The 23,016-nt window shown below is 61.5% G+C and carries 23 protein-coding genes; 5 read left to right on the top strand and 18 right to left on the bottom strand.

Features of this window, described 5'->3' with window-relative positions; all coding sequences use genetic code 11:
- The first annotated feature begins 15 nt into the window (after positions 1-15).
- Positions 16-828 (top strand): class I SAM-dependent methyltransferase, encoded by an 813-nt coding sequence (locus tag KW839_RS02370; RefSeq protein ID WP_218423267.1) that lies wholly within the window; start codon positions 16-18, stop codon positions 826-828.
- 128 nt (positions 829-956) lie between these two features.
- Here the strand turns inward: KW839_RS02370 and pcsA are convergent, their stop codons facing one another.
- Positions 957-1,679 carry a phosphatidylcholine synthase gene (pcsA, locus tag KW839_RS02365; protein ID WP_060543866.1) on the bottom strand — a complete coding sequence of 241 codons (723 nt, stop codon included), beginning with the start codon at positions 1,677-1,679 and terminating at the stop codon, positions 957-959.
- 247 nt (positions 1,680-1,926) lie between these two features.
- Between pcsA and KW839_RS02360 the strand changes: the two genes are divergently transcribed.
- Positions 1,927-2,661 carry a tellurite resistance TerB family protein gene (locus KW839_RS02360; protein ID WP_060543650.1) on the top strand — a complete coding sequence of 245 codons (735 nt, stop codon included), beginning with the start codon at positions 1,927-1,929 and terminating at the stop codon, positions 2,659-2,661.
- A gap of 153 nt (positions 2,662-2,814) precedes the next feature.
- Complete coding sequence (gene ligD / locus KW839_RS02355) at positions 2,815-5,421, top strand: DNA ligase D (protein WP_218423266.1); 2,607 nt, start codon at positions 2,815-2,817, stop codon at positions 5,419-5,421.
- A 54-nt stretch (positions 5,422-5,475) separates the two neighbouring features.
- Here ligD and KW839_RS02350 read toward each other — a convergent pair whose 3' ends face one another.
- The 4 genes from KW839_RS02350 to potE form a co-directional block, all read right to left on the bottom strand.
- Positions 5,476-6,144, bottom strand: a complete 669-nt coding sequence (locus tag KW839_RS02350; RefSeq protein ID WP_060543648.1) for a DUF3313 domain-containing protein — start codon at positions 6,142-6,144, stop codon at positions 5,476-5,478.
- Between the two features lie 443 nt (positions 6,145-6,587).
- A complete protein-coding gene (locus KW839_RS02345; RefSeq protein ID WP_060543647.1) occupies positions 6,588-6,989 on the bottom strand; it encodes a hypothetical protein in 402 nt (133 codons plus the stop codon).
- Positions 6,990-7,086: 97 nt separating this feature from the next.
- Complete coding sequence (locus KW839_RS02340; RefSeq protein ID WP_060543646.1) at positions 7,087-9,372, bottom strand: Orn/Lys/Arg decarboxylase N-terminal domain-containing protein; 2,286 nt, start codon at positions 9,370-9,372, stop codon at positions 7,087-7,089.
- Positions 9,369-10,778: a putrescine-ornithine antiporter gene (gene potE / locus KW839_RS02335; protein WP_060543645.1), complete on the bottom strand. Its 1,410-nt coding sequence runs from the start codon at positions 10,776-10,778 to the stop codon at positions 9,369-9,371. The genes KW839_RS02340 and potE overlap by 4 nt, the downstream gene beginning before the upstream one ends.
- A gap of 219 nt (positions 10,779-10,997) precedes the next feature.
- Between potE and KW839_RS02330 the strand changes: the two genes are divergently transcribed.
- Positions 10,998-11,291, top strand: coding sequence for a hypothetical protein (locus KW839_RS02330; protein ID WP_371318043.1), 294 nt, complete (start codon positions 10,998-11,000; stop codon positions 11,289-11,291).
- 93 nt (positions 11,292-11,384) lie between these two features.
- Entirely contained in the window at positions 11,385-11,801 is a 417-nt protein-coding gene (locus tag KW839_RS02325) for an organic hydroperoxide resistance protein (RefSeq protein ID WP_060543643.1), read from the top strand.
- Positions 11,802-11,930: 129 nt separating this feature from the next.
- Here the strand turns inward: KW839_RS02325 and KW839_RS02320 are convergent, their stop codons facing one another.
- The 13 genes from KW839_RS02320 to KW839_RS02260 form a co-directional block, all read right to left on the bottom strand.
- On the bottom strand, positions 11,931-12,440 hold the full coding sequence (locus KW839_RS02320; protein WP_060543642.1) for a copper chaperone PCu(A)C: 510 nt from the start codon (positions 12,438-12,440) through the stop codon (positions 11,931-11,933).
- Positions 12,441-13,046, bottom strand: a complete 606-nt coding sequence (locus KW839_RS02315) for an SCO family protein (protein ID WP_060543641.1) — start codon at positions 13,044-13,046, stop codon at positions 12,441-12,443.
- Positions 13,047-13,336: 290 nt separating this feature from the next.
- Positions 13,337-14,221 (bottom strand): ChaN family lipoprotein, encoded by an 885-nt coding sequence (locus tag KW839_RS02310; RefSeq protein WP_218423265.1) that lies wholly within the window; start codon positions 14,219-14,221, stop codon positions 13,337-13,339.
- 49 nt (positions 14,222-14,270) lie between these two features.
- Positions 14,271-15,038 carry a heme ABC transporter ATP-binding protein gene (locus KW839_RS02305; RefSeq protein WP_218423264.1) on the bottom strand — a complete coding sequence of 256 codons (768 nt, stop codon included), beginning with the start codon at positions 15,036-15,038 and terminating at the stop codon, positions 14,271-14,273.
- Positions 15,038-16,021: an iron ABC transporter permease gene (locus KW839_RS02300; RefSeq protein ID WP_218423404.1), complete on the bottom strand. Its 984-nt coding sequence runs from the start codon at positions 16,019-16,021 to the stop codon at positions 15,038-15,040. The genes KW839_RS02305 and KW839_RS02300 overlap by 1 nt, the downstream gene beginning before the upstream one ends.
- A 50-nt stretch (positions 16,022-16,071) precedes the next feature.
- The gene (locus tag KW839_RS02295; RefSeq protein WP_218423263.1) at positions 16,072-16,950 is read right to left on the bottom strand and encodes a hemin ABC transporter substrate-binding protein; all 879 of its coding nucleotides are present in this window, start codon (positions 16,948-16,950) and stop codon (positions 16,072-16,074) included.
- A 12-nt stretch (positions 16,951-16,962) separates the two neighbouring features.
- A complete protein-coding gene (locus KW839_RS02290) occupies positions 16,963-17,190 on the bottom strand; it encodes a hypothetical protein (RefSeq protein WP_371318033.1) in 228 nt (75 codons plus the stop codon).
- Positions 17,191-17,293: 103 nt separating this feature from the next.
- Complete coding sequence (locus KW839_RS02285) at positions 17,294-17,815, bottom strand: hypothetical protein (protein WP_060543634.1); 522 nt, start codon at positions 17,813-17,815, stop codon at positions 17,294-17,296.
- A gap of 244 nt (positions 17,816-18,059) precedes the next feature.
- Complete coding sequence (locus tag KW839_RS02280; protein WP_060543633.1) at positions 18,060-18,581, bottom strand: methylamine dehydrogenase light chain; 522 nt, start codon at positions 18,579-18,581, stop codon at positions 18,060-18,062.
- Between the two features lie 19 nt (positions 18,582-18,600).
- The gene (gene mauD / locus KW839_RS02275) at positions 18,601-19,215 is read right to left on the bottom strand and encodes a methylamine dehydrogenase accessory protein MauD (protein WP_218423262.1); all 615 of its coding nucleotides are present in this window, start codon (positions 19,213-19,215) and stop codon (positions 18,601-18,603) included.
- A gap of 5 nt (positions 19,216-19,220) precedes the next feature.
- Entirely contained in the window at positions 19,221-19,760 is a 540-nt protein-coding gene (locus tag KW839_RS02270) for a MauE/DoxX family redox-associated membrane protein (protein WP_218423261.1), read from the bottom strand.
- An 11-nt stretch (positions 19,761-19,771) separates the two neighbouring features.
- Complete coding sequence (locus KW839_RS02265; RefSeq protein WP_060543630.1) at positions 19,772-20,920, bottom strand: amine dehydrogenase large subunit; 1,149 nt, start codon at positions 20,918-20,920, stop codon at positions 19,772-19,774.
- A 445-nt stretch (positions 20,921-21,365) separates the two neighbouring features.
- Positions 21,366-22,838: an ATP-binding protein gene (locus KW839_RS02260; RefSeq protein ID WP_218423260.1), complete on the bottom strand. Its 1,473-nt coding sequence runs from the start codon at positions 22,836-22,838 to the stop codon at positions 21,366-21,368.
- Positions 22,839-23,016: the final 178 nt, after the last annotated feature.

The following is a 23,016-nucleotide window of genomic DNA, read 5'->3' as shown; positions in this document are numbered from 1 at the left end:
CCAGAGAGCGCTTCCATGAGTACACCCATTGACCTTGTTGCTTTGAAGAACCGCCAGCTGGCCTCCTGGGCCAGCGGCGACTATGCCGTGATCGGCACCACCTTGCAGATTGTCGGCGAGCAACTGGCCGAAGCCTGTGACCTGTTGTGCGACGAACGGGTGCTGGACGTCGCTGCGGGCAACGGTAACGCGACACTGGCCGCGGCGCGCCGTGGTTGCAATGTGACGTCCACCGACTACGTGGCCGCCCTGCTCGAACGTGGCGAAGAGCGGGCCCGCGCAGAGCGCCTGCACGTGACCTTTCAGGTAGCCGACGCCGAAGCCTTGCCGTTCGAGGACGGACACTTCGACGCCGTGCTTTCGACCTTCGGCGTAATGTTTGCACCCGACCAGCCCAAAGCCGCCGCGGAACTGGCGCGGGTCTGCCGGCCCGGCGGGCGGATAGGCCTCGCCAACTGGACACCGGAGGGTTTCGTTGGGCAGATGTTCAAGACCCTGGGCCGGCACGTGCCACCCCCGCCAGGGGCCCTGCCGCCTTCGCAGTGGGGCACCGAAGCCTGGCTGCACGAGCATTTTGACGAGCGCCAGTTCCTGCTCCAGGTGACTCGCCGTACCTTCAACTTCCGCTATCGCTCGGCGGCCCATTTCATCGACGTCTTCCGCCGCTGGTACGGCCCGATCCACAAGGCGTTCGCCGCGCTGCCCAACGAAGGTGCGCTGGCGCTGGAAGCGGATCTGACCGAGTTGATCAATCGCCTGAACCGGGCCGGGGATAAGTCGGTGGTGGTGCCCAGTGAATATCTGGAGGTGGTGATTACCCGACGCTGAGGCAACCCCTGTAGGAACGGCCGTCCAGTTGAAAAGGTGCTGGCTGACCCATGCATAGACGCCTTGGCTTGGGCGAGTCCATTCAATTACAGGGGAGGGGGTGCTCGGAAAGTCGAACTGGTATGGACTTAAGTCGGCCGTGAATCATCGAACCACTCCAGCGCCGTGCGCCACAGGCAGATCCCCAGAAAATACGCCGACATCAGCAGCCACAGTCCCATTACCAGCGGATTGATCACCGGGTGATTGAGCACCAGTGACAAACTGCACAGCAGCCAGACGGCGGTGACTGCGATGTTGATCGGCATGAAGCGGCGCACGCGAAACGGGTGCAGGAATTTCATTCGGGTCAGGGTCAGCAGGGCCAGACCGATGACCGTGACCAAGGTGATCCACGGCGAAGGGGCGATGATGTAAAGGCACAGGGCAACCACATTCCAGGCGGCGGGGAAGCCCTGGAAGTAGTTGTCCTGGCTTTTCATGTTGACGTTGCAGAAACAAAATAGCGATGACACCAGAATCAGCGACACGCTAAACAGCAGGGTGTAGTCCGGCAACGGGATGTAGCGATAGATGAACAGTGCCGGGATAAACACATAGGTCAGGTAATCAATCACCAGGTCGAGGATCGAACCATCGAAGCCTGGCAGCACCGACTGCACATTGACCTTGCGCGCCAGCGCACCGTCCAGCCCGTCGACGATCAGGGCGACACCCAGCCACAGCAGGCAATGGGTCGGCTGGTTCTCCAGCAGGGCGAGGGTGGCCAGGAAGGCGGTGACTACGCCAGTGGCGGTAAAACCATGGGCGCCCCATGCTTTGAGCCTGGCGATGTGTAGAGTCGAAATCACGCGGGCGGTCTCCAGAAAATCAAGCAAGCCGGTCAACACTCCGGTAGCGGGGGCGGTATAGAGCCGGGAGGGGTTGCAGGTATCGACCGGACATCCGGGGATAAGGTTCACCACCTGTGAATCCTGGCTTCGCAGCCAGCGACCGCGAATTAGCCGCGTCTGCGCGTCAGCCAAACGGAGGTGGCACATGTGCCGGTGAGGTCTATGGTTGTCTGACCGGACCAATCCCTTTGATGAGGACATCGTCATGAACACCAGCGATCTGCTCGAACAATTACTGCGGGCCGGCCAAGGCTCGATGACGCAGCAAGGCGGCGGTGGCGCAGCGGCGCAAGGCGGGCTCGGCGACCTGGGCGGATTGCTCGGCGGCTTGTTGGGCGGTGGTGCCGGGGCCGGTGGCGCTGGATTGGGCGGTTTGCTTGGCGGACTGCTGGGTGGTGGTTCATCGAGGGGCGGCGCACCCATGGGCGGCCCGGCGCAAACCCGATCTGGCAGCGGCGCCAATTATGCCGCGCTCGCTTCCCTCGGGATGATGGCGTTTCAGGCGTACCAGGCCTGGCAGCGCAGTCAGGCATCGGCTCCGCAAGAGACACCGCGCACGGTGGACTTGCTAGCAGGTCCCGAAGTCGAGGAGCACAGCCATGCGATCCTGCGCGCGTTGATTGCGGCGGCCAAGGCCGATGGGCGCATTGACGACACAGAAAAGCTGATGATCAGCCGCGAAATCGGCCGCCACACCGACGACCCGCAATTGCAGCAGTGGCTAGACGATGAAGTCGCCAAACCACTGGATCCGGTTGAGGTGGCGCAGTCGGCGACAGACCCGGCCATGGCCTCGGAAATGTACCTGGCCAGTGTGATGCTGGTGGACGACCAACAGGACGCCGAGCGCAATTATCTGGACGAGCTGGCGGCGGCATTGCAGATCGACCCCGAATTGCAAGTGCACCTGGAGCAACAGGCCAGGGGCGGTGTTGTTTGATCGCATTGTGCTGCAGCTTGATTAGGGCGCCGTTGCTTCGCGGTCCCGTCTGTCCGGGCGATTTCAACGCTGATGGAATTATCCTGGCGCAGGTTTGCTCTGCTTAGTCAGGGGCGTTCGACTTCGACGCCCGACGCTAGCAGCAGGTGAACCATGGCCCGAAACCTGGATGACTACAACCGCATGCGTGACTTCTCGGCGACTTCAGAGCCCGCCGCCGACAAGCGCACGCGCAAGAAAACCGCCCAGGCCCACGGTTTGCAGTTTTGCATTCAAAAGCATGACGCCTCGCATCTGCACTATGACTTTCGCCTGGAGCTCGACGGCGCGCTGAAGAGTTGGGCAGTGCCCAAAGGCCCGTCCCTGGACCCCAAGGTCAAGCGCCTGGCGATCCATGTTGAAGACCATCCGCTGGAGTACGCGACCTTCGAGGGCAGTATTCCCGAAGGGCATTACGGCGCCGGTGATGTGATCGTGTGGGACCGTGGCGTGTGGATTCCCCAGGACGATGGCGAGCAGGCATACGCCAAGGGCCGGCTCAAGTTTGAATTGCAGGGCGAGAAGCTCAGTGGCCTGTGGAACCTGGTGCGCACGCACATGCCGGGTAAAAAGGAACAATGGTTCCTGATCAAGCACCAGGACGCGGCCGCCCGGCCGCAAACCGAGTACGACGTACTGGTGGCCGAACCCGACAGCGTGCTCAGTGATCGCAGCATCATCGCCAAACAGACAAAACCGGCAGACAAACCCAAACCGGTCAAAAAGCCCAAGGCCAGCGCCCGCCAGGAAAAGTCACCACAGTTGACCGGTGCCCACAAAGCCGCATTGCCGCAATCGCTCAAACCGCAGCTGGCGACCCTGGTGGAAAAAGTCCCGGATGGCGCCTGGAGCTACGAAATCAAGTTCGACGGTTACCGGATCATGGCGCGTATCGACCACGACGAAGTGAAACTCATCACGCGAAATGGTCACGACTGGACCCACAAACTCCCCAAACAGGCCCAGGCGTTGGCCGCGCTGGGCCTCGAGTCGGCCTGGCTTGACGGTGAAATGGTGGTCGCGGACGAGCACGGCGTGCCGGATTTCCAGGCCCTGCAAAATGCCTTCGACTCGGATAACAGTGCCAATATCGTCTACTACCTGTTTGACCTGCCGTATCTCAATGGCGTCGACCTGCGCGAAGTGCCGGTGGAAGAACGCCGCGCCGCGCTGTCCACCGTGCTCAAGCCCGGTGATAACCCGCTGCTGCGCTTCTCCGAGTCATTTGCCGAAGAGCCGCAAGCCTTGCTCAACAGTGCCTGTCAGATGCGCATGGAAGGGCTGATCGGCAAGCGCCTGGGGTCGGCGTATGTGTCACGGCGCAGCAGCGACTGGATCAAACTCAAGTGCAAGCATCGGCAGGAATTCGTCATTGTCGGCTTTACCGATCCGAAAGGTTCGCGCAGCGCCTTCGGTGCTTTGCTGCTCGGGCTGCATGATCGCGACAGTGGCGAGCTGCGCTACGCCGGCAAGGTGGGCACCGGCTTCAACGAAGCGACACTCAAGAACATTCATAAGCAGTTAAAACCGTTGCAGACGAAAAAGCCTGCGGTGGTCAATCCACCGAGTGGCTTCGAGGCCAAGGATGTGCACTGGCTCAAGCCCGTATTGCTGGCGGAAGTGGCCTTCGCCGAAATGACCAAGGATGGCTCGGTGCGCCATGCGGTATTCCATGGGCTGCGCGATGACAAACCCGCCGAAGACATTACCGAGGAGCGTGCGAAAGTCGTGAAAACTTCCTCTGCTAAAACTTCCTCCATGAAAAAAAGCGCCACCGAAAAGCCGGCGGCCACGCCAAAGAAAACCGAACCGGCGCCGTCACAAATCGGCTTGGGCAAGGACCAGGTGCGAATTACGCATCCGGACCGGGTGATTGACGCCAGCAGCGGCACCACCAAAGTGCAACTGGCGCAGTATTACGCCAGCGTCGCCGAATGGATTCTGCCTGAGCTCAAGGATCGCCCGGTGGCGCTGGTACGCGCGCCGGACGGCATCGCCGGTGAGCTGTTCTTCCAGAAAAATGCCGAACGCCTGGCGATCCCCGGCATCACCACCCTGGACCAGAAACTCACCGGCCAGCCGATGATGGTCATCAACAACGCCGAAGCCCTGATCGGCGCGGTACAGATGAGCACCGTGGAGTTGCACACCTGGAACGCCACAGCGGACAAACTCGACAAGCCGGATCGCTTCGTGCTCGACCTCGACCCGGACCCGGCGCTGCCATGGAAAAGCATGGTCGAAGCGACGCAGCTGACGCTGTCGGTTCTGGATGAACTGGGGCTCAAGGCGTTTCTGAAAACCAGCGGCGGCAAGGGTATTCACATCGTGGTGCCACTGACCCGCAAACTCGGTTGGGATGAGGTCAAGGATTTCAGCCACGCCATTGTCAGCCACATGGCCAAATTGTTGCCGGAGCGATTTTCTGCGGTATCGGGCCCGAAAAACCGGGTGGGACGGATCTTTATCGATTACCTGCGCAACGGACTGGGCGCGACCACCATCTGCGCCTACGCCGTGCGAACCCGCGAAGGGTTGCCGGTGTCAGTGCCGGTGTTTCGTGAGGAAGTGGCTGAACTCAAGGGTGGCAATCAGTGGAATGTGCACAACGTGCATGAACGCCTGGCCGAAGTCGGTGATGAACCTTGGGCGGGGCTGGCGAAAACCCGGCAGTCGATCACAGCCGAAATGCGCAAGCGCATCGGGATGAAAAAAACCTGAAAACACGCTCCCGTGCAGGAGCAGCCTGCGGCAGCTCCTGCACAAGGTCATCGGTTACTTGATAAACGCCTGGAAGTCGGTACCCAGCTTGTCGATGGCTACCTTGAAGTCCTTGGCGGTGATCTTCTCGCTGGAGTTTTCCAGGGTGCTGCCGAAGACCTTGCGTACCACCTTGGCCACGGTCTGGTTGGTCTTGGCGTCGATAAATTCGGCTTCGAGGAACAGGGTGGTGTCCTGGTCACGATGGCCGCTGACTGCAGTCACGCTACCCACTACTGCCGCGACAGGCACCACTTCATACCACTTCATGCCTTCGGTCTCGGCACTCACCCCGGTGATCGCCGCACGCATGATCAAGGGCTTGGAGCCCGCCGTTGCGGTGGTGGGGACTACGCGGTATTTCTGACCCAGGGTGTTTTTGGCCTTGCTGCTCATGTAGTTCTGGATTTCGCTGAGCGTCTGCTGATTGACTCGCTCATCGGGCTTGGGCGCCGGATACAGTTCCAGCTTGTTGAACACCACCGTGTCATAGGCATTGGGGTTCCACGATGGGCTGACCCAGCGCATGGCCGTCCCGCCGCTCGGCGTTTCGACTTCCTGCAGGTTGTTGTAGTTGGGCAGGAAGCCGGAGTACTGCTCCCGTTCAGTGACTTTCGAGGTGCAGCCGCCAAGCATCAGAGCGGCCAGTGCGGCGCCGACAAGCAGTTTTCGGGATGGGTTCATAGTGCCGTTTACTCCATGGTTAAAATCGTTTTTTTTTTTATGTGCTGTCAGGGCATCAGAATAGCCAGATCATGTTTCCGTTTATAGCTGGAATCAAGGCATTGTCGAGCGGTCCACAGATTTTAGTGCCCTTAATGACATGAAATCGTAAACCGCCAGAGTCATTTACGACCGCAATGCAAAAGTGCGGTCCCCCGTGATGAGCGTAGATAGCACGGACAATATCGCCAGTAATCATTTGATCAAATCAAGGTAGCGAGCCGGCCCCCTTGCCTCCATAAGCGTTTCTTGCCAGCGGGTGGCTGCCAGCCGCGGCGCATTGGTCGGTCGGTCAATGGGACAAAAATAACCATGGTGAGATCTTTTTGCAGTCGCCATTTTTCTATCGAACACCTGAGCGCCGGCTTGGGCAATGGGAAATCCTGCACACTGGAGCATGGCCGCTATGCATCGCGCAACAGGTCGTTGGCATTGAGCAGTTCGTAAGCGATTTGCGGTCGGTTTTCCATGGCCCGGCGGATGGCGGCGGGGATGGCCGCGCGGGTCTTGCGGCACAGGCCGGGCAGTTCGGCGATGTTGATGCCGATGCCGCGCATGGTCCGTACTTCGTTGAAACCGGGGGCGATGTTAACGCGTATGCCCAGTTGCTCGAACATGCGTCGTTGCAGGTGTTCGAGGTCGCTCAGGCTTTGCAGGTTTTCCAGGCGCTCGATCAGGCGTTTTTCTTCGGCGCGGGTTAGAAACAGGATGCGCAGGTCCGCCCCCGGTGTGTCCAGCAGCGGGTCACGCCCGCAGTCGCAGGCGCCGGGTGGGCAGGGTTGGCGAAGAGGAATGGCGGTGGTCATGGGGTTCAATCATAGAGCGCTGTGATTGATTTTGCCCATAGGGTTTTGACTGAAGGAGATCAAGTGTGGGAGCGGGCTTGCGGTGAAACTTGTTACCTTATTTCAGGACCAGCATCCGGTACACGCCATCCTCGACTTCAATCCCGTGGGTGTCGTGGGTGAAGCCCGGGAAGGAGGTGTCGAAGGCTTCCAGGGCCTTGAGGTAGGCCAGCAACGGCCCGTCCGCAGGGCCTGCGTTCTCGCCCGGCATGAGCAGCGGGATGCCTGGCGGGTAGGGCACGATACCGGTCGCTGCGAGGCGTCCGGCGGCCTGGTCGAGTGTCACCAGTTCAATCTCGTTGCGCACCAGTTTTTCGTAGGCCTCCACTGGGCTGAACTCGGCTTTGGGCAGGGTGCCGAAGGCCTGGGACATGTTGTAGGTGGTCTTGTGTTTCTTCATGGCGGCGAAGATTTCGTCGGCCAGGTCCTTGAGGCCCATGCCGCCATAGCGTTGCTGGTTGGCGCTGTACAGGTCGGGCAGGCACAGCTCGAGGTCGGCGTTGTCGTCGTAGTCACGCTTGAAGTCCAGCAGGGCGTTGAGCAGCGTGCCCCACTTGCCTTTGGTGATACCGATGGAGAACAGGAACAGGATGGTGAAGTCGGTGGTTTTCTCCACGACTATGCCCTGGCGGCTCAGGTAGGCGGTGATGACGCAAGCCGGAATACCGCTGGCCAGCAGGTTGCCGTCGTCGCCCATGCCCGGGCTGAGTACCGAGACCTTGATCGGGTCGAGCATGCAATAGCCGTCTTCGATGTCGCCGAAGCCGTGCCAAACCTCGTTGGGATGCAGTACCCAGCAATTTTGGTCGGTTTTGAGCTGCACCGGGTCGACTTCATGGAACGGCACGGTGGTGGCTCCGACCTTCACGGTCGGCGGCTGCCAGCAGGTGAAGAACCAGTCATCCTTGCTCTGCATCTCGTTGTGCATGCGCGAGAGGACCTGGCGGAAGCTGATGGCTTCTTCGATCGACTCGGTCGTGAGGATTTGCCCGCTCGGCGCCTCCATCATCGCCGAGCTGACGTCGCAGGACGCCATGATCGCGTAGTTCGGCGAGGTCGAGGCATGCATCATGTACGATTCGTTGAAGCGCGCGTGTTCGATCGGGTTGCGGCCGTTGCGCACGTGAATCATCGACGCTTGGGACAGGGCGGCCAGCAACTTGTGGGTCGACTGGGTAGCGAACACGGTCGGTTTCGATTCGTCGTGATCTTCAGGGTTGCCGTGCATGGCGTGGCGCCCGGCGTACAGCGGGTTGAAACGCGCATAGCCGTACCAGGCTTCGTCAAAATGCAGGCGGTCGACGCTTTCGCCCAGCAACTCTTCGACGCGGGTGACGTTGTAGGTCAGGCCGTCGTAGGTGGAGTTAGTAACGATCGCGTGCACCGGAGTCGGGTCGATGCCTTCCTTGACCAGCGGGTTGCTCGCAATTGCCGCCTTCACGCCTGCGGCGCTAAGGGTTTGCGGCAGGATCGGGCCGATGATGCCGTAGCGGTTGCGGGTAGGCACCAGGTAGGTCGGCAGGGCCCCGGACAGGGTCATCGCATGTTCGGCGGACTTGTGGCAGTTACGGTCGCACAGGGCGATCTGGTTGCGCGTAACGCTGGCCATGAGGATGACGCGGTTGGACATCGACGAGCCGTTGGTCACGTAGTAGGTGCGGTGCGCGCCGAAGACCTTGGCGGCATAACGCTCGCCCTGGCCGATGGGGCCGCTATGGTCGAGCAGCGAGCCGAGTTCGCCAACGGAAATCGACAGGTCGGAACGCAGCAGGTTTTCCCCGAAGAACTCGTAGAAGGCCCGCCCGGCGGTGCTCTTCAAAAACGCCGTACCGCCGGCATGGCCGGGGGTGTGCCAGGAGTATTCATAGGTGCGGGCAAATTTCACCAGCGCACCGAACATCGGCGGCAGTGCGGCCTGGCGATAGCGTTCGATGGCCGCGAGGATGCGCCCGCTGAGGAAGCGCGAGGTGTCCTCGGGCAACCAGATGAAGTCGTCGGCGTGTTGCATGACCAGCAGTGGAATGCTCGACGCAGTGGTCCGGTCGCTGATCAGGAACACCGGCACCCGGGTGTTGCGCTCACGCAGCTTGACCAGCAGTTTGATGCAGTCTTCGTGGTCTTTGCTTTCGTCCATTTCCCAGTGGATCAGCAAGCATTGCACTGCAGTGTCTGTGCGCAGGATCGACGCAGTGTCCTTGAGGCTTTCCGACGCCAGAACACTGACGCCTCGTCCTTCGAGATCGTGAACCAACTGATCCAGAGCGCGGCCGAACACCGTACGTTTATCCGGTGGGGGGCTGGCCAGCAGCGCGAGCATCCCGAGGGAATGTTTATAGTCCGTCATGATTGAACCTCCAAAGTGGATTTATTCAGGTTATTGACCGGCACTGGCTCACCAGTGAGGTGCTGCGCGCTGACGGTTTGCGTCGGTACGCTGTTGTTGAGAGCTTCGAGGCGAATCAGGCGGTTGTTGACGAAGCCGAACATGGTGTAGCCGAAAATGGTCGCCGCGCCGCCCAGCATTACTGCCTGTGCGCCGGAACTGTAGAGCGCCAGGTAGCTGTAGGCCGCCGCGACGAGCGCAATGATGTTGGTCGCCAGGGCCTTGCTTTGCGGCACGTTGGAGACTTTTTGCATGGTCATGATTGCGGCCATCGAGAGGATGTACGGCACCAGGTTGGTGACCACCGCGAGGTTGACCAGGGTGTCGAACTGTTTGCTCAGGTCAGGACTGATGGTGAGCAAGGCCAGCGCAGTCTGTGCCGCCAGCAGCACCAGCATGCCGATAATCGGTGTCCCGGCCTTGTTGGCCTTGGCGAAGATCGGAATGAAGTAACCGGTGTCAGCCGAGCTTTTGTAGACCTGGGCAATGGTGAACTGCCAGCCCAGCAACGAGCCGACGCAGGCGAGGACCATTGCGGCCATCACGATGTTGCCGATCATGGGGTTGAACATCTTGGCGAAGACCAGCCCGAACGGTGCGGTAGAGGCGGCCAGTTCCGGGTTGTCGATGATGCCGGCGATGACGTTGGTGGAGACGATGTAGATCACTGCCGCGCCCAGGGTGCCGCCCAGTACCGCGATGGGTACGTTGCGCTCCGGGTTTTCCACCGCGTCGGTGTTGGCGCACGCCGATTCCAGGCCAAGGAAGGCCCACAGGGTAATCGCCACCGAGGCGCCTGCGGCTTCGAGCATGCCCATGTTGTGCGGGTTCCAGCCGGCCGCATAGACGCTGCTGTCGAACCAGAACCAGCCGATGGTGGATACCAGCACCACCGGGGCAATTACACCCCAGACGGTGACCGCGCCGATGCGACCGGTGATATTCGCGCCGCCGAAGTTGGCGAAGGTGGTGATCCATAGCAAGGCAATGGTCGCCAGACCGACTTGCAGCGGATCGAGTTTGACGTCGAGCAACACCTGTATGTAGCCGACCGCGGTAATACTGATTGCCACGTTGGCAATCAACAGCGACAGGCCATAGGTGTAGTTGGTGATGTAGTTACCGGCTTTACCGAAGGTGTATTCGGCATAACCGCCCATGCCGCCAGTCTTGCGACTGAGCATCCCGCAACGGGCAAAGGCATAAGCCAGTGCCAGGGAGCCGGTGGCTGTGATCAGCCAGGAAAGAATCGAGATTCCGCCCACTTCGGCAAGTTTCGTTGGCAACAGAATGATGCCTGAGCCCAACATGTTGACGGCAGTCAACATTGTCAGTTGCCCCACTGTCATTTTCTTCGCGACTGACATTCAGATGCCTCATTGGTTGCTGAGAGTGTGTGTTATCTATAGCAAAGGTTTGGAATGTCGCAAGAAATGACCGTCATAGATTTGACTCAGGTCAGTCCGACGAACGGTAGGGCACTATACTGGCCCCGCGCTGCTCTGTAATTCGCGAAAATCATTTTATTTTCAAATGGTTAAGGATTAGCGATGCGTAATACAGGGATCGCGTTGGTTTCTCTGGCAATGGTGGCAACGGCAGGCGCTGCCCACGGCAGGGATTTGAAGGATGGCGACCGCTACCAGTGCAGTTGGGGTGCGGGTACTGCCGCCAGGGCACAGGAACTCAAGCTCTCGGGGGTTTCACTGTATGCTGCGCGGCAGAAAATCCAGGCCTACAAGTTCTCCCGCAGCTGGATGCGCATGATGGCAATGGGCATTACCGAGCAAACCTATGACAGCGCCTCGCGGTTGAAACCGGAGGCGATCCGCCAGGGTTTTTATCAAGACTGCCTCAAGTACAAGCTGGCGCGGAAATAACCGGGGCACGGCGCCTGTCGGTTGGGCCTCGGCGTGGATGGGTGACGACTATTATTGAAGATCCGGTTTTCTTCCATTCAACAGGAGGTCGTCATGAATCAGATCGACAAAGTACTGTACACCGCAAAAACCCATACCACGGGAGGCCGGGACGGCGCGTCGCGCAGCTCTGACGGCATCCTTGACGTGAAACTGTCGTCCCCCGGCGCGGGCGGTGGCGGCACCAATCCCGAGCAACTGTTCGCCGCCGGCTGGTCTGCCTGTTTCATCGGCGCCATGGGAGTCGCCGCCAAGGAAATGAAGGTTGCAATGCCCAAGGACGTGGCCGTTGATACCGAAGTCGATCTGGGCACCAATGAAGGTGGCTATCTCCTGCAGGCCCGGCTCAACGTGAGTCTGCCAGGGCTGGATCGCGAGACGGCGCAGAAGCTCGTCGACACCGGGCATCAGTACTGCCCTTACTCCAAAGCCACCCGCAATAACATCAATACGGTGGTCAAGCTGGTCTGAGCCGAAATGAAACCGAGGTCGAGTGGCGGACGTTGGAGTTGTCGGCGACTGTGGATTTCTAAACGTCAGGATTAAAAGATCGTCCGAACTCGGCCCCAGCCTTCGGACGATTTTTTATGTGTGGGAATATCAGTTCATCTTGCTGTGATCATGGCTCATCTTGCTGTGATCCATCGTGGCGAGCGCCTTTGCGACGGCCTCCACCTGAATCGACTCTTTCTCGCCCTTGGCATTTTCCACGGTCAGGGTCAGCGGTACCTTGTCGCCTTCTTTGATCTGCGCGGTCAGGTTCATCAGCATGATGTGATAGCCGTGGGGATCAAAACTCACCGGCTTGCCCGCCGGCAGCGCCACGGATTGCACCTGCTGCATCTTCATCACGTCGTCCTGCATGCTCGACTGGTGAATCTGCACGGTTTTCGCCACGGGCGATTGCACGCTCAGCAGCTTGCTGTCTTCGCTGGCGGTGAGCGTCATGAAGGCGCCGCTCGAAGGCTGACCGGCGACTGTTGCACGCACCCAGGCATCCTCGATTTGAGTTTGCGCCAACACTTGCCAGCTCATGCCGATCAGGGAAAGGCTCAGCGCCAGTTGCTTGCAGCGTTGCGCAAAGCGGTTTTTTGCCAGTGGGGCATTCATTCAGCAAACCTCCATCACGGTGAGCAGGTCTTCTGCGCACTCTTTTGCCGTCAGGGACGTGGACAAGCCCAGGCGCAGGTTGCCCCGGGAGTCGAAGACAAAACTGGTCGCGGTATGGGAGAGGGTATAGGTATCGCCGCTCGGGACCTTTTCAAAGAACACACCGAACTCCTTGGCGGTGGCGGCGGTTTCTTCGAGGGTGCCGTACAGCGCTTCAAAACTCGGGTCGAAGGCCTTGACGTATTTGTCGAGCAGTTCGGGGGTGTCGCGTTCGGGGTCCAGGGTGATGAAGATCACCTGCAGTCTTTCGCCGTCGCGGCCCATCAGTTTCTTCGCCTGGGCGGCGCGGGCCAAGGTGGTCGGGCAGACGGCCGGGCATTGGGTGAAACCGAAGAAAATCATCGGCATCATGCCGCGATAGCTGCCCAGCATGCGGGTTTCGCCCTGGGTGTCCTTGAGCTTGAAGTTACGCCCCATGATCTTGTCGCTGAGGTCCTTGCCGTACTTGAACGACAGCTTGCTGCTGCCATCGCAGCCGGCGAGCAGGCCCAGGCTCAACAGGCCCATGCCTTGCAGGAGGGTTCGGCGGGTATACAGAGTACTCATGCAGAAAAATATCCTGTGAAGCCTGCCGGATTATCGGCAGGTTGACGGATCAGTCGTGAAAAACCCGGGGATGGTACCAAACTGTGCTGGTGCGGGACGGGCGGATTCGACCATTGGACCGATGCCAAGGCGTGACATAGTGTCGCGCTGGAGATTGAGGGTGAATACAATTTCAGTGAGGGTCTTTGGGAAAAAACCAGGCCTGTGGCGAGGGGGCTTGCCACAGCCAATCCCCCTTACAACGGCAAGCCTCCTTACCCCTGTGTTTCGGGTATTGCGTGCCGTCGGGTTTAACGACGCAGTTCCGCGCAATGATCCTGTTCCGGCTGAGCCGCCGTGTACCACACGTAATCCGCATTGTCGGCCGTTACCGTCTTGCCCACCTCGGCCAGAATCAACACCGCATTAACTTCACCTGCACCCAGGTCCTTGAGGTGCAGCGGCACACCCAGGTCCTTGCGCACATGGAAGGCGCCAGCCAGCAACAGCGCAGGGGTCGGTGCGGTAATCAGGCGTTCGGCCATGCGTCGGTCACGCTGCTGTTGCACGGCAAGCATCGCCGGCATCTGCGCTTCGGGCAGCAGGCCGCAATGGGATTGGCGGATGTCTTCCAGCAGGGTCGCCTGCACCTGTTTCGTGGTCGAGGCGCTGCCTTCAAGCACCGGGCGCTGTTTGTAGATCTGCATGATCTGCGCACGGTCGAGGTTGGCCGACAGCAGCGGATACGGCTGGCGCAAGGCGTAGGTCACCAGGGCGCCATAAACGCTCCAGTCCCAGTTGGCCTGCCAGGCCAGCGCCTTGAACGGGTCGGCCACAGGCTCACCGGCACGAATGGCCGCCTGGGCGGCATCGACCCTGGCCTGCTGGTCGGGATTGAGCATTTCCATCAGCAGGCTGCCTTGTGCCCGTTGCGCCGCCAGTTCGCGCTGCAGCCACAGTTGCAGGGCGTGGTGATCCGGGTTGTCGTGCTGTTCGCCGACCAGCACGCGGGGCGTAACGGCCAGGCGCTGGACCAGCTCCTGGGGTGTCAGCGTACGGCCCGTGGCCAGTTCGCGGATAACGCCCAGGTCAGTGTGATCTCGCCCCTCGGGAGCAATCGGTGCCGGAGGCGGCGTGACGTGATGGGTTTGGCAGGCAGCCAGCAGGCTGAATGCACAGAGCAACAGAAAGCGCATCGGATTTCCTTGTATTGGCAAAGGCCCCTCCACCAGAGTAGGTGGCGGTTCAGCGCGCGATGATCAGCGGGTGACCACGTTCCGGATGTTGCTGGATCAACACCTGCAACCCATACACCGCCGCCAGCGCATCGGCGGTCAGTACGTTTGCCGGTGTTCCGTAGGCATGGGGCAGGCCGTCCTGCAGCAACAGCAGATGATCGCAATAACGCGCGGCCAGGTTGAGGTCGTGAAGGATCACCAGCACCGCCGCACCGCGCCCGGCGAAGTCGCGCACCGCTTGCAGAATGGTGTGCTGGTGCAACGGGTCGAGCATCGAGGTTGGCTCATCGAGCAGCAGGGTCTGGCCTTCGGCGCCCGGCCACAACTGGGCGAGTACCCGCGCCAGATGTACGCGCTGGCGTTCACCCCCGGACAGGGCCAGATAGCTGCGCCCGGCCAGGTGCAGGGCATCGGCTGCCCGCAGCGCCTCGGCGACAATTTCCGCGTCGCGCACGCGGCCACTGGCGTGAGGCAGGCGACCCATGCCCACGACCTCATTGACCGAGAAAGCAAAGTTCAGGCTCGAACTCTGCGGCAACACGGCCAGGCGTCTCGCCCGCTCCTGACCCGGCCAGTCGGCAAGCTTGCGCTCGTCGAGGCTGACTGTGCCTTCATTGGCCGGCAATTCACCGCACAAGGCGGCGAGCAGGGTGCTTTTGCCCGCGCCGTTCGGCCCGAGCACGCCAAGCACTTCACCGGGGCGCAAGGCGATATCGATGTTCGCCAGTACCGTGCGTTGGCCACGGCGTACCAGCAAATTGTTTGCCCGCAGCATCAGGAGCGCCCTCGTACCAGCAGATAGAGAAAGAAGGGAGCACCAATCAGCGCTGTGACGATGCCGATCGGCAACTCGGCCGGCGCCAGCAGCAGGCGCGCGGCCAGATCGGCCAGCAGCAACAGGCTGGCACCGGCCAGCAACGAGGCGGGCAGCAACACCCGGTGATCTGGACCGACCAGCAGGCGCATCAGATGCGGCACCACCAGACCGATGAATCCGATCAGGCCGGCTGCGGCAACAGCGGCGCCTACACCCAACGCAGTGCAAAAAACCAGTTCCAGCTTGATCCGCTCGATATTAAAGCCCAGGTGGCGGGCCTCGGATTCGCCCAGCAGCATCGCATTGAGCGCCGCCGCCCGGCGTGGCAACCACAGCGCCACGCCGACGGCCACGATCAGCAACGGCCACAAACGCGGGTAGCTTGCGCCGTTGAGGCTGCCCAGGTTCCAGAAGGTCAGGGTGCGTAAGGTCGCGTCATCGGCCAGGTAAGTAAACAGCCCGACCCCGGCACCGGCCATGGCCGTCATCGCCACGCCTGCCAACAGCATGGTGGCGACATCGGTCTGCCCGTTCTTGCGGCCAAAGCGATACACCACCGCCGTGACGATCAGGCCGCCAGCGAAGGCGCAGACTGACAGCAGGTAGGGTTCGACAGCGGGTGGCAAGCCGCCAAGCAGGCTGCCACCGACAATGGCGATGGCCGCACCGAGTGCCGCACCGCCAGAGACACCGACCAGGCCCGGGTCCGCCAGGGGGTTGCGGAACAACCCCTGCATCGCCACGCCGGACAACGCCAGTACCGAGCCGACAGAAATCCCCAGCAGGCTGCGCGGCAAACGAATCTGCCCCAGGATCAGTTCCGCTTGTTGGGTGTCGCCAACGTCGAGCGGTAAGCCGAGCAAGCGCAGCCCGGCCAGCAAGGTATCACTTAGGGGCAGACTGACCGGTCCCAGGGCAAGGGACAGCCAGAACACCAGGATCAGCAACAACCCCAGGAAAATCAGTGTCGGACGCGGCCGGAAAATGGCCGTCATTGGCTGATCCCAGCGGTTTTTACGTCCGGGTAGAACGCTGCGCAGAGACGGCTCAGGGCATCCGGTACGCGCGGGCCAAGACCGCCGACCAGCAGCGTCGGATCGATCACCAGCACCCGGCCATCACGCCCGGCGCGGGTTTGCGCCAGGATCGGGTTCTGCTGCAGCAGCGCCGCACGTGCCGCGTCACCCTCCAGGCGACCACCGGCGAAGATGATCACCTGCGGGTCCAGGGCCAGCATGGCTTCGTTGGAGACCGGTTTATAGCCGTTGTGCTCGCCCAGGCTTGTGCCACCGGCCTGCTCGATCATCCAGGCCGCCAGGGTGTCTTTGCCCGCGACCTGCAGATTGCCACCGGAGTGGCTGAGCAGCATCAACACCCGCGGTGCCGGGTGTTGCTGTTGTGCTTGCTTGACCCAGTCAGCCTGGGCTTGCAGGCGCTTGAGGTAACCGGCCGTCTGGGCTTGCGCCTCGGTTTGCTTGCCCAGCAATTGGCCGAGCTCAGTCAGGTTGTGTTGCAGGGCCGCTACGTCAGCCTTGGCCGAGAGCATTTCAATGCGCACGCCGGCGGCCTTGAGCTGCTCCAGCACCGGTGGCGGCCCCATTTCAGTGCTGCCCACCAGAATGTCCGGCTTCAGGGCCAGAATGCCTTCGGCGGCCAGTGCGCGTTGGTAGCCGACGCTTGGCAGGCTGCGCAATGTCTGCGGGTGCTGACTGGTGCTGTCGACACCCACCAGTCGGCCTTCGCCACCGAGGGCGACCACCCATTCGCTGAATGCGCCACCGGCGCTGACCCAGCGCTGGGGCAGGGCGTCGGCGACGGCCATCTGGCTGACGAGCACGCCGGCACAGACAAGCAGTGTTTTCATACGCATCGGGACTATTCCTTAGGCGATCACAGTGGTGGCAGTTTCTGCCAGGGCACGCCAGTCGTCACGCTCGGCAATGTCCGGCTTGCGCACGCCGAACAACTGGATGACCCGTTCGCCCGCAGCATCGAAACCTTCGTAGCGGGTGATGATGCCATCGACGCTCGGCTTTCGCACACGCCACAGTTCGCAGGCAAGCCTGCTCCACCAGGATCGCAGGTGCATGCTGATTGGTTGGCACTGCACAAATCTGTAGGCGCCGGCTTGCTGGCGATGGCGTTGTAATGGACGACGCCTTATTCGAGGCCGTCATCGCTGGCAAGCCAGCTCAAATAAGATACCGAGGTCTTCAGTAATTCATCCCGTCATCAATCGCGATGCCTTTCGCACGCATCGCCTTGATCAGTTCGCCACGGGTGCCGGGCAGGTTGAGCATGGTACTGGCGCGCAATGCGGCGATTTCTTCAGCGGTATAGGGCTGGTAATCGGCCGGTACGCTTTGACCCGCCATCCCGTCTTTGCGCATCAGCCAGTTGAGCAGGTCGGCGAGTTGCGCATTGTTCAATGCCGATTGCGACATGCCGGGCACGCGCACGAGAAATTCACGGCCCCCCGGGACTTTCAGGAAATTGCCGACAAAGCCTTTCATCCTTGGCGTGTCGTTGGCGGCGGAGCCCGTACCGTCACCCAAGTGGCAACCGGCGCATTGCAACTGGTAGTTCACGCCAACGCTGTAGCCGGCCCGGGCAATTTCTTTTTGCGCTTGTTCGTTACCCGGTGCGTGACGCTGCGTCGGGTCGGGAATGGCACGGGCATAGGCAAGCGGGGCGCTCAGGGCGCAGACGAGACCGAGCAATATCAAAGTACGCATGCATCCAACTCCGCTGATGACCGGTTTTGCCCTGGATCTCTGTGGAAGCGCGCATGCTCCGGGCGGCGTCCCGACGATGGACTTGAGAACACCGCGTTTAGCCAGTAAACACGCGTTATCGTTAACGACCATCGTCGGAACGCCGCCCGGAGCATGCTCGCTCCTGCAGGTGCAGTGAGCAGAAAAAAGAAAAGCAGTCAGAAAAAAAACGCCGGTTGCGTGAGCAACCGGCGCAAAGTGCGCGTTAAACGGCGACGCCACGAATGACCGAAACGGTGCAGTGGTAGATGTGCGACTTGGCGGCCAGGCACCAGTTCACATCGTTGTTGTTGAACGGGCGGTAGGCCGGCTCTTCACTGTCGTTACGGGTGCAGGCGCACTGGGCGCAGCTTTGTTTGCCGCAGCAGTCGTTGTACGAAATGATGTAGTCCTTGCCGTCGGCCGGGTTGCGGCAAGTGCCGATCCAGGTCACTTGCGAGGCCTCGGTGCCCGGCGGGCAGGAGGTCACGGAGCCGCCGCAGCAGCTGCACAGAAAGCCGTCGATGGAGCAGTAGCGCCAGTAGTCGCAGCTGTTCGGATCACCCGGGTCACCGGCTTGCGCAGGTTCGGCGGCCAAGGCCTTGCTGGTGCGATCCAGCGGCAGCAGCAGGGGCAGGGCGGCGCCGGCCACCATCAGCGAGCCCATGCGCGCCAGCAGTTTACGGCGCGAAGTGGTGTCGGCCACACGGCGAGTCGAACGCTCAAACAACAGATCCAGCAGTTTCATAAAGGTCTCCCTGCCTTAATCAGTGGCTATGGCCGTGGTCGTGGGTGTGCGGTTGGGCATTGAGGTACTGCTGCAGCGTGGCGTGCTTGAGATGCTCGACCTCGAACAGGCTGTCCAGGTGCTCGCGGGAGTTGACCAGGCCTTTGGCGCGCAGGGTGCCGGACTTGTCGATCAGCGCGGCGTACGGCAGCTTGCCGATCTGGTAGGTCATGCCCACTTGCGGCCCGACCACGTAGGTCGCATCTTCCAGTTTGTGCTCGCGGATCAGCGCTTGCTGGGCGTCCATGTCGCCGTCGCTGACGAACACCACGTCGAGGCTGCCCGCTTGTTCCTTGGCGATGGACTTGATCGCCGGCAGCAGCGACTTGCAGATCGGGCAGGTCGGCGAGAGGAAGAACAGCAGTTGCGATTTTTCACCGGCATAGCCGAAGTTCACCGGGCGGCCGTGACGGTCCGAAGCGGTGATCTGTGGCGCGGCTTCGTTGACCGCCACGCCTTTGTCGACCATCAGCGCGCCGGCTGGCGCCAGGCGCCCGTGCAATACACCAATCTGGCGCACCAGGCCCATGACGACAAACGCCACGGCCACCAGCAGCACCCAGAGCAGAACGTTGGAAACAATCAAGCCTTCCATTTCGATTACCTACCAATCAATTTGAGCAGAAGAGGGGAGTTCGCCAGCAAGCCATCGGCGGCGGCGTAGATGAGCAGCGCGACCGCGGCGGCGGCCAGGGTCACGAAGCCATCGAACAGGTTGAGGTCGCGGGCCACCGGTGCCACGCTGGCCAGCAGGGCCAGTGCCACCAGCGCACTGTTGCGCAGCAGCAGGACCGGGCGCAGGGGTTGAGCCTGATCGGGACCGGCGCAACCGCAGTCGATGTCCGCGCGACCGCGCCATAGGTTGATGCCGATGGCGGCGGCGTACAGGGCCAACAGGCTGGCGGCGGCCACTGCGGCCCAGCCACGGGTGGCCGGAACCAGCAGGGCGAACGCGACAACCAGTTCCACCAACGGAACCAGGCGCGCGCCCGGACGCACCAGCGCCTGTGGCAGCAGTTGGTAGTCCGCCAGCTGCCGGGCGAAACGGGCCGGTGCGCGCAACTTGTGGGTCGCGGCACTGGCCAGCAACGCCGCTATGGCGAGCGCACTGGCAATGATGAAGATCGGATCTGTGTGCATGGCCGAACCTCTTAGTAGCTCAGGACCTGAGTCGCGGTTTTTGCGACTTTAGGCATGCTGCCGGCGAGCTTGTTGGTCTTGAGGTCGAAGATCTGCAAACCACCTTCCACGTCGGTGCCCAGCAACAACGGTTTGTCATCGCCGGTGGCCTGCATGCTCCACACCGGAGCCGGGGCTTCGAGTGTGGCTATCTTCTTGTGAGTCTTGAGGTCGAACGCCCAGATCAACGGGCTCGGGTCTTCCCACTTCATTGCTTCATGGGCGTCGTGCATCAGCACGTACAAGCGATCCAGCTTCGGCGCCACAGCCATCAGCTGCCAGCCACCCGGTGCCCATCCGGCTTTCTTTTCTTCGTCGGTGGTCAGCGACCAGGCCGGCAGGATCTTCGGCGCGTCGCCGGAGAAGTCCACCCCACGCACGGTGCCCGTGGTGGTGGTGAAGTAGTAGGTGTCGCCGACGTTGACTGCGCGCTCCACCAGCTTTTCCGCGTTCGGGTCAAAGAACGGCGTGCGGCTGCGCGCGGTTTCCTGGCCCTGGTCGTTGAGGGTCAGTACTTGCAGGCTGCCGTCGCCACACAGCGAGGCGAAGCGGCGGTTGCCGATCGGGTAGATAAGCACGCAACCGGGAATGGCGATTTCCGTGGCGACGGCCTTGGCCTGGGTGTCGACCACCGTCACCGAGGTCGACGGGGTGAAGTTGTAGACGTAGACGAATTTGTCGTCGCCGCTTGGCTTGAGCGAGTAACGCTGGGTCAGCGATTCGGCGCGCTTGTTCGGGATCAGCACTTCCCAGGCTGGCGACAGGGTCGAACTGTCCCAGGCGGTCAGTACGTCGGTGCGGGTGCCACGGGTACCACGGGAGTACCAGATGTCCGCACTGTAGAGCGTCTTTTTGTCATGGCTGAGGGTCGACGGCGCAGCGAATCCGGTTGGCACCATGCCGAGGATGCGCTTCTGGTCCGGGTCGACCACGGTGACACGGCCGGCCACGAAGCTGTCGAACTCGACGTCGATGACGAACGCGCGGTGAGCTTCTGGAGGGAACGCCAGAACAGTCTGGCCGATCGTACCGGCGGGCAGATCCGCGTGGGCACTGTTCAAACCGAGTACAAGCAGGCTCAGGCCAAGCGCTGACTGTACGGAGATCCTGTTTGTTCGCATAAGGGGAACTTCCTGAATTGTTGGTAACGCGGATCGCGGGTGCTTTGGCAGATTCTTGCCATTGAATTCTGCCTCGCCCGGCAATCGGGAGAATTGCTGTGGCTGCCAACTGTTTGTGTGTCTGTGCCAGTGTCATGAAACTGGCTGGTCAGCCTGATAGGGCGGGGGCGGGCGTTCGTGCAGAGAAGGTACGAAAGTGAAAGCTGTGGCGAGGGGGTTTGCCTTAGGGGCTTGTGGGGAAGGGACTTTCTGTGGCGAGGGGGCTTGCCTGTGGCGAGGGGGCTTGTCGGACCGCCGCACCGCCCCGTTCGACGGCGAAGCCGTCGCAGATTCAGGCACCTCGGTCTGTCGGAAGAATCGTCGGGGGCCGCTTCGCGACCCAACGGGGCGGTGCGGCGGTCCGACAAGCCCCCTCGCAAGCCCCTCACCACAGCATTTGTGTAGCTCAGGCCAGGGGCAGGGAGAAGGTAAACACCGCCCCACACGGATCCAGGTTTTGCGCCCATATATCGCCGCGATGGCGGCCGATGATGTTTTTGCACAGGGCAAGGCCAATGCCGTTGCCGCTGACCTTGGACGAGAAGAAGCCGTCGAACAGCTTTTCTTGCGCCTGGGCCTGAATCCCGCGTCCGCTGTCTTCGATACGCACCAGCGCCGCCTCGCCGTCGCGGCTGGCATGAATGCGCAACAAACGTCGTTCTGCAGGCAGGTCGGCCATTTCTTCGATCGCGTTGAAGGCCAGGTTGAGGATCACCTGCCCGATCAGTACTTTCTCGCAACTCACCCGCAGCGGCCCGGGCGAGGTGACGACCTCCACGCGCACCAGACTCGGGTCGGCGCGCAGGCTGATGAAGTAGCGGGTTTCGCGCAGCAGCTCATTGAGGTCGACCAGTTCCTCGCTTTTCTCCAGCTTGACCACGTAGTCGCGCACGCTCTTGATGATCACCGAAGCGTGCTCGATCTGCCGCACCGCGCTCTGCAGGCCCCAGGTGACGCCGGGGTCGGCATCGGCAATGTTGCCCAGGCGGATCACCGCGCCTTCGATGAAGTTGCGTGTTGCCGCCAGGGGCTGGCTCAATTCGTGGGCGATGGCCACGGCCATTTCACCCATGGCGTTGTAGCGTGCCAGGTATCCGATTTTCTGCTCGCTGACCCGCCGTGCTTCTTCGGCGGCCACCTGCTCGGTGACGTCGCGGAACAGCAGCAGGTGGCCCACCAGGTCGTCCTCGATCTCGATGTAGCGACAGGTCGCGTCGTGCCAGCGCCATTCGCCGTCAGCGCGCTGCACCTCGTAGTGCACGCTGAAGGGCGCGTGCTCCGGTGTTTCCTGGGCGAACAGCTGCAGCAGGTGCTGGCGCGAAGTGTCGTCGCAGCTGTCGAGGAAATTCTTGCCCATCAAGTCCTGCACTTCGCTGTTGAGCAGGTGCGCGGCGGAGTCGCTGATAAAACGGATATCACCCTCGGGGCCAAGCACCGCCACGCCCTCGGCCAGATCCTGCATGAAGGCCTTGAGCCGGCTCTCGAAACGTTTGAGGTCGCGCTTGACCTTGTCTTCCCGGGAAATGTCGCGGAACTGCACCATCAGCACATCGCGGCCGTCCAGATGCACCAGGGTCGCCACCGCCTCGGACAGGATCTCCACCCCTTGCTTGGAGCGATAACACCACTCGATCGCCCGTTGCCCGGTGCGCGCGGCGCCCTCCAGCCAGCGCAGCCCCACCGAGCGCCGGTACTTCGGTGCATTGCGGGTCATGTCCGGGGCCTTGAGCGGCGTCAGTTCCTCCAGGGTAAAACCCAGCGCCGCCAGGGCGGCGGCATTGGCCCAGAGGATCTCTTTGGTGTGCGCATCGTGAAGGATGATGCACAGCGGCATGGCTTCGATCAGCGCATAAAAGTCATTCGGTTTTGGCAAATACATCGCACAGCCCTTGGCGGCAGAGGGTTACGACCGGTGATGTCGCAAGTATGGCGTTTTATACCTGCTGGCGCTCGGGGATGCGCTCAGAGGTAACCGGTGTCGGCCTAGGGGTTTTCTTTAGCTGTGGGGCTACACGCACCAATAGTTGCGCCAGGGTGCGGTTTTTACACTGGGTCCC

Origin of the sequence: Pseudomonas sp. PDM31 (assembly GCF_019218965.1) — a bacterium.
Taxonomy (GTDB): Bacteria; Pseudomonadota; Gammaproteobacteria; order Pseudomonadales; family Pseudomonadaceae; genus Aquipseudomonas.
Note: the sequence above shows the minus strand (reverse complement) of the source record. Positions and strands in the feature narration are given on the sequence as shown.

Coding starts and splice junctions, on each gene's coding strand:
- KW839_RS02370 (WP_218423267.1), top strand. CDS start 16: ATGAGTACACCCATTGACCTTGTTGCTTTGAAGAACCGCCAGCTGGCC.
- KW839_RS02360 (WP_060543650.1), top strand. CDS start 1,927: ATGAACACCAGCGATCTGCTCGAACAATTACTGCGGGCCGGCCAAGGC.
- ligD (WP_218423266.1), top strand. CDS start 2,815: ATGGCCCGAAACCTGGATGACTACAACCGCATGCGTGACTTCTCGGCG.
- KW839_RS02350 (WP_060543648.1), bottom strand. CDS start 6,144: ATGAACCCATCCCGAAAACTGCTTGTCGGCGCCGCACTGGCCGCTCTG.
- KW839_RS02345 (WP_060543647.1), bottom strand. CDS start 6,989: ATGACCACCGCCATTCCTCTTCGCCAACCCTGCCCACCCGGCGCCTGC.
- KW839_RS02340 (WP_060543646.1), bottom strand. CDS start 9,372: ATGACGGACTATAAACATTCCCTCGGGATGCTCGCGCTGCTGGCCAGC.
- potE (WP_060543645.1), bottom strand. CDS start 10,778: ATGTCAGTCGCGAAGAAAATGACAGTGGGGCAACTGACAATGTTGACT.
- KW839_RS02330 (WP_371318043.1), top strand. CDS start 10,998: ATGGTGGCAACGGCAGGCGCTGCCCACGGCAGGGATTTGAAGGATGGC.
- KW839_RS02325 (WP_060543643.1), top strand. CDS start 11,385: ATGAATCAGATCGACAAAGTACTGTACACCGCAAAAACCCATACCACG.
- KW839_RS02320 (WP_060543642.1), bottom strand. CDS start 12,440: ATGAATGCCCCACTGGCAAAAAACCGCTTTGCGCAACGCTGCAAGCAA.
- KW839_RS02315 (WP_060543641.1), bottom strand. CDS start 13,046: ATGAGTACTCTGTATACCCGCCGAACCCTCCTGCAAGGCATGGGCCTG.
- KW839_RS02310 (WP_218423265.1), bottom strand. CDS start 14,221: ATGCGCTTTCTGTTGCTCTGTGCATTCAGCCTGCTGGCTGCCTGCCAA.
- KW839_RS02305 (WP_218423264.1), bottom strand. CDS start 15,038: ATGCTGCGGGCAAACAATTTGCTGGTACGCCGTGGCCAACGCACGGTA.
- KW839_RS02295 (WP_218423263.1), bottom strand. CDS start 16,950: ATGCGTATGAAAACACTGCTTGTCTGTGCCGGCGTGCTCGTCAGCCAG.
- KW839_RS02285 (WP_060543634.1), bottom strand. CDS start 17,815: ATGCGTACTTTGATATTGCTCGGTCTCGTCTGCGCCCTGAGCGCCCCG.
- KW839_RS02280 (WP_060543633.1), bottom strand. CDS start 18,581: ATGAAACTGCTGGATCTGTTGTTTGAGCGTTCGACTCGCCGTGTGGCC.
- mauD (WP_218423262.1), bottom strand. CDS start 19,215: ATGGAAGGCTTGATTGTTTCCAACGTTCTGCTCTGGGTGCTGCTGGTG.
- KW839_RS02270 (WP_218423261.1), bottom strand. CDS start 19,760: ATGCACACAGATCCGATCTTCATCATTGCCAGTGCGCTCGCCATAGCG.
- KW839_RS02265 (WP_060543630.1), bottom strand. CDS start 20,920: ATGCGAACAAACAGGATCTCCGTACAGTCAGCGCTTGGCCTGAGCCTG.
- KW839_RS02260 (WP_218423260.1), bottom strand. CDS start 22,838: ATGTATTTGCCAAAACCGAATGACTTTTATGCGCTGATCGAAGCCATG.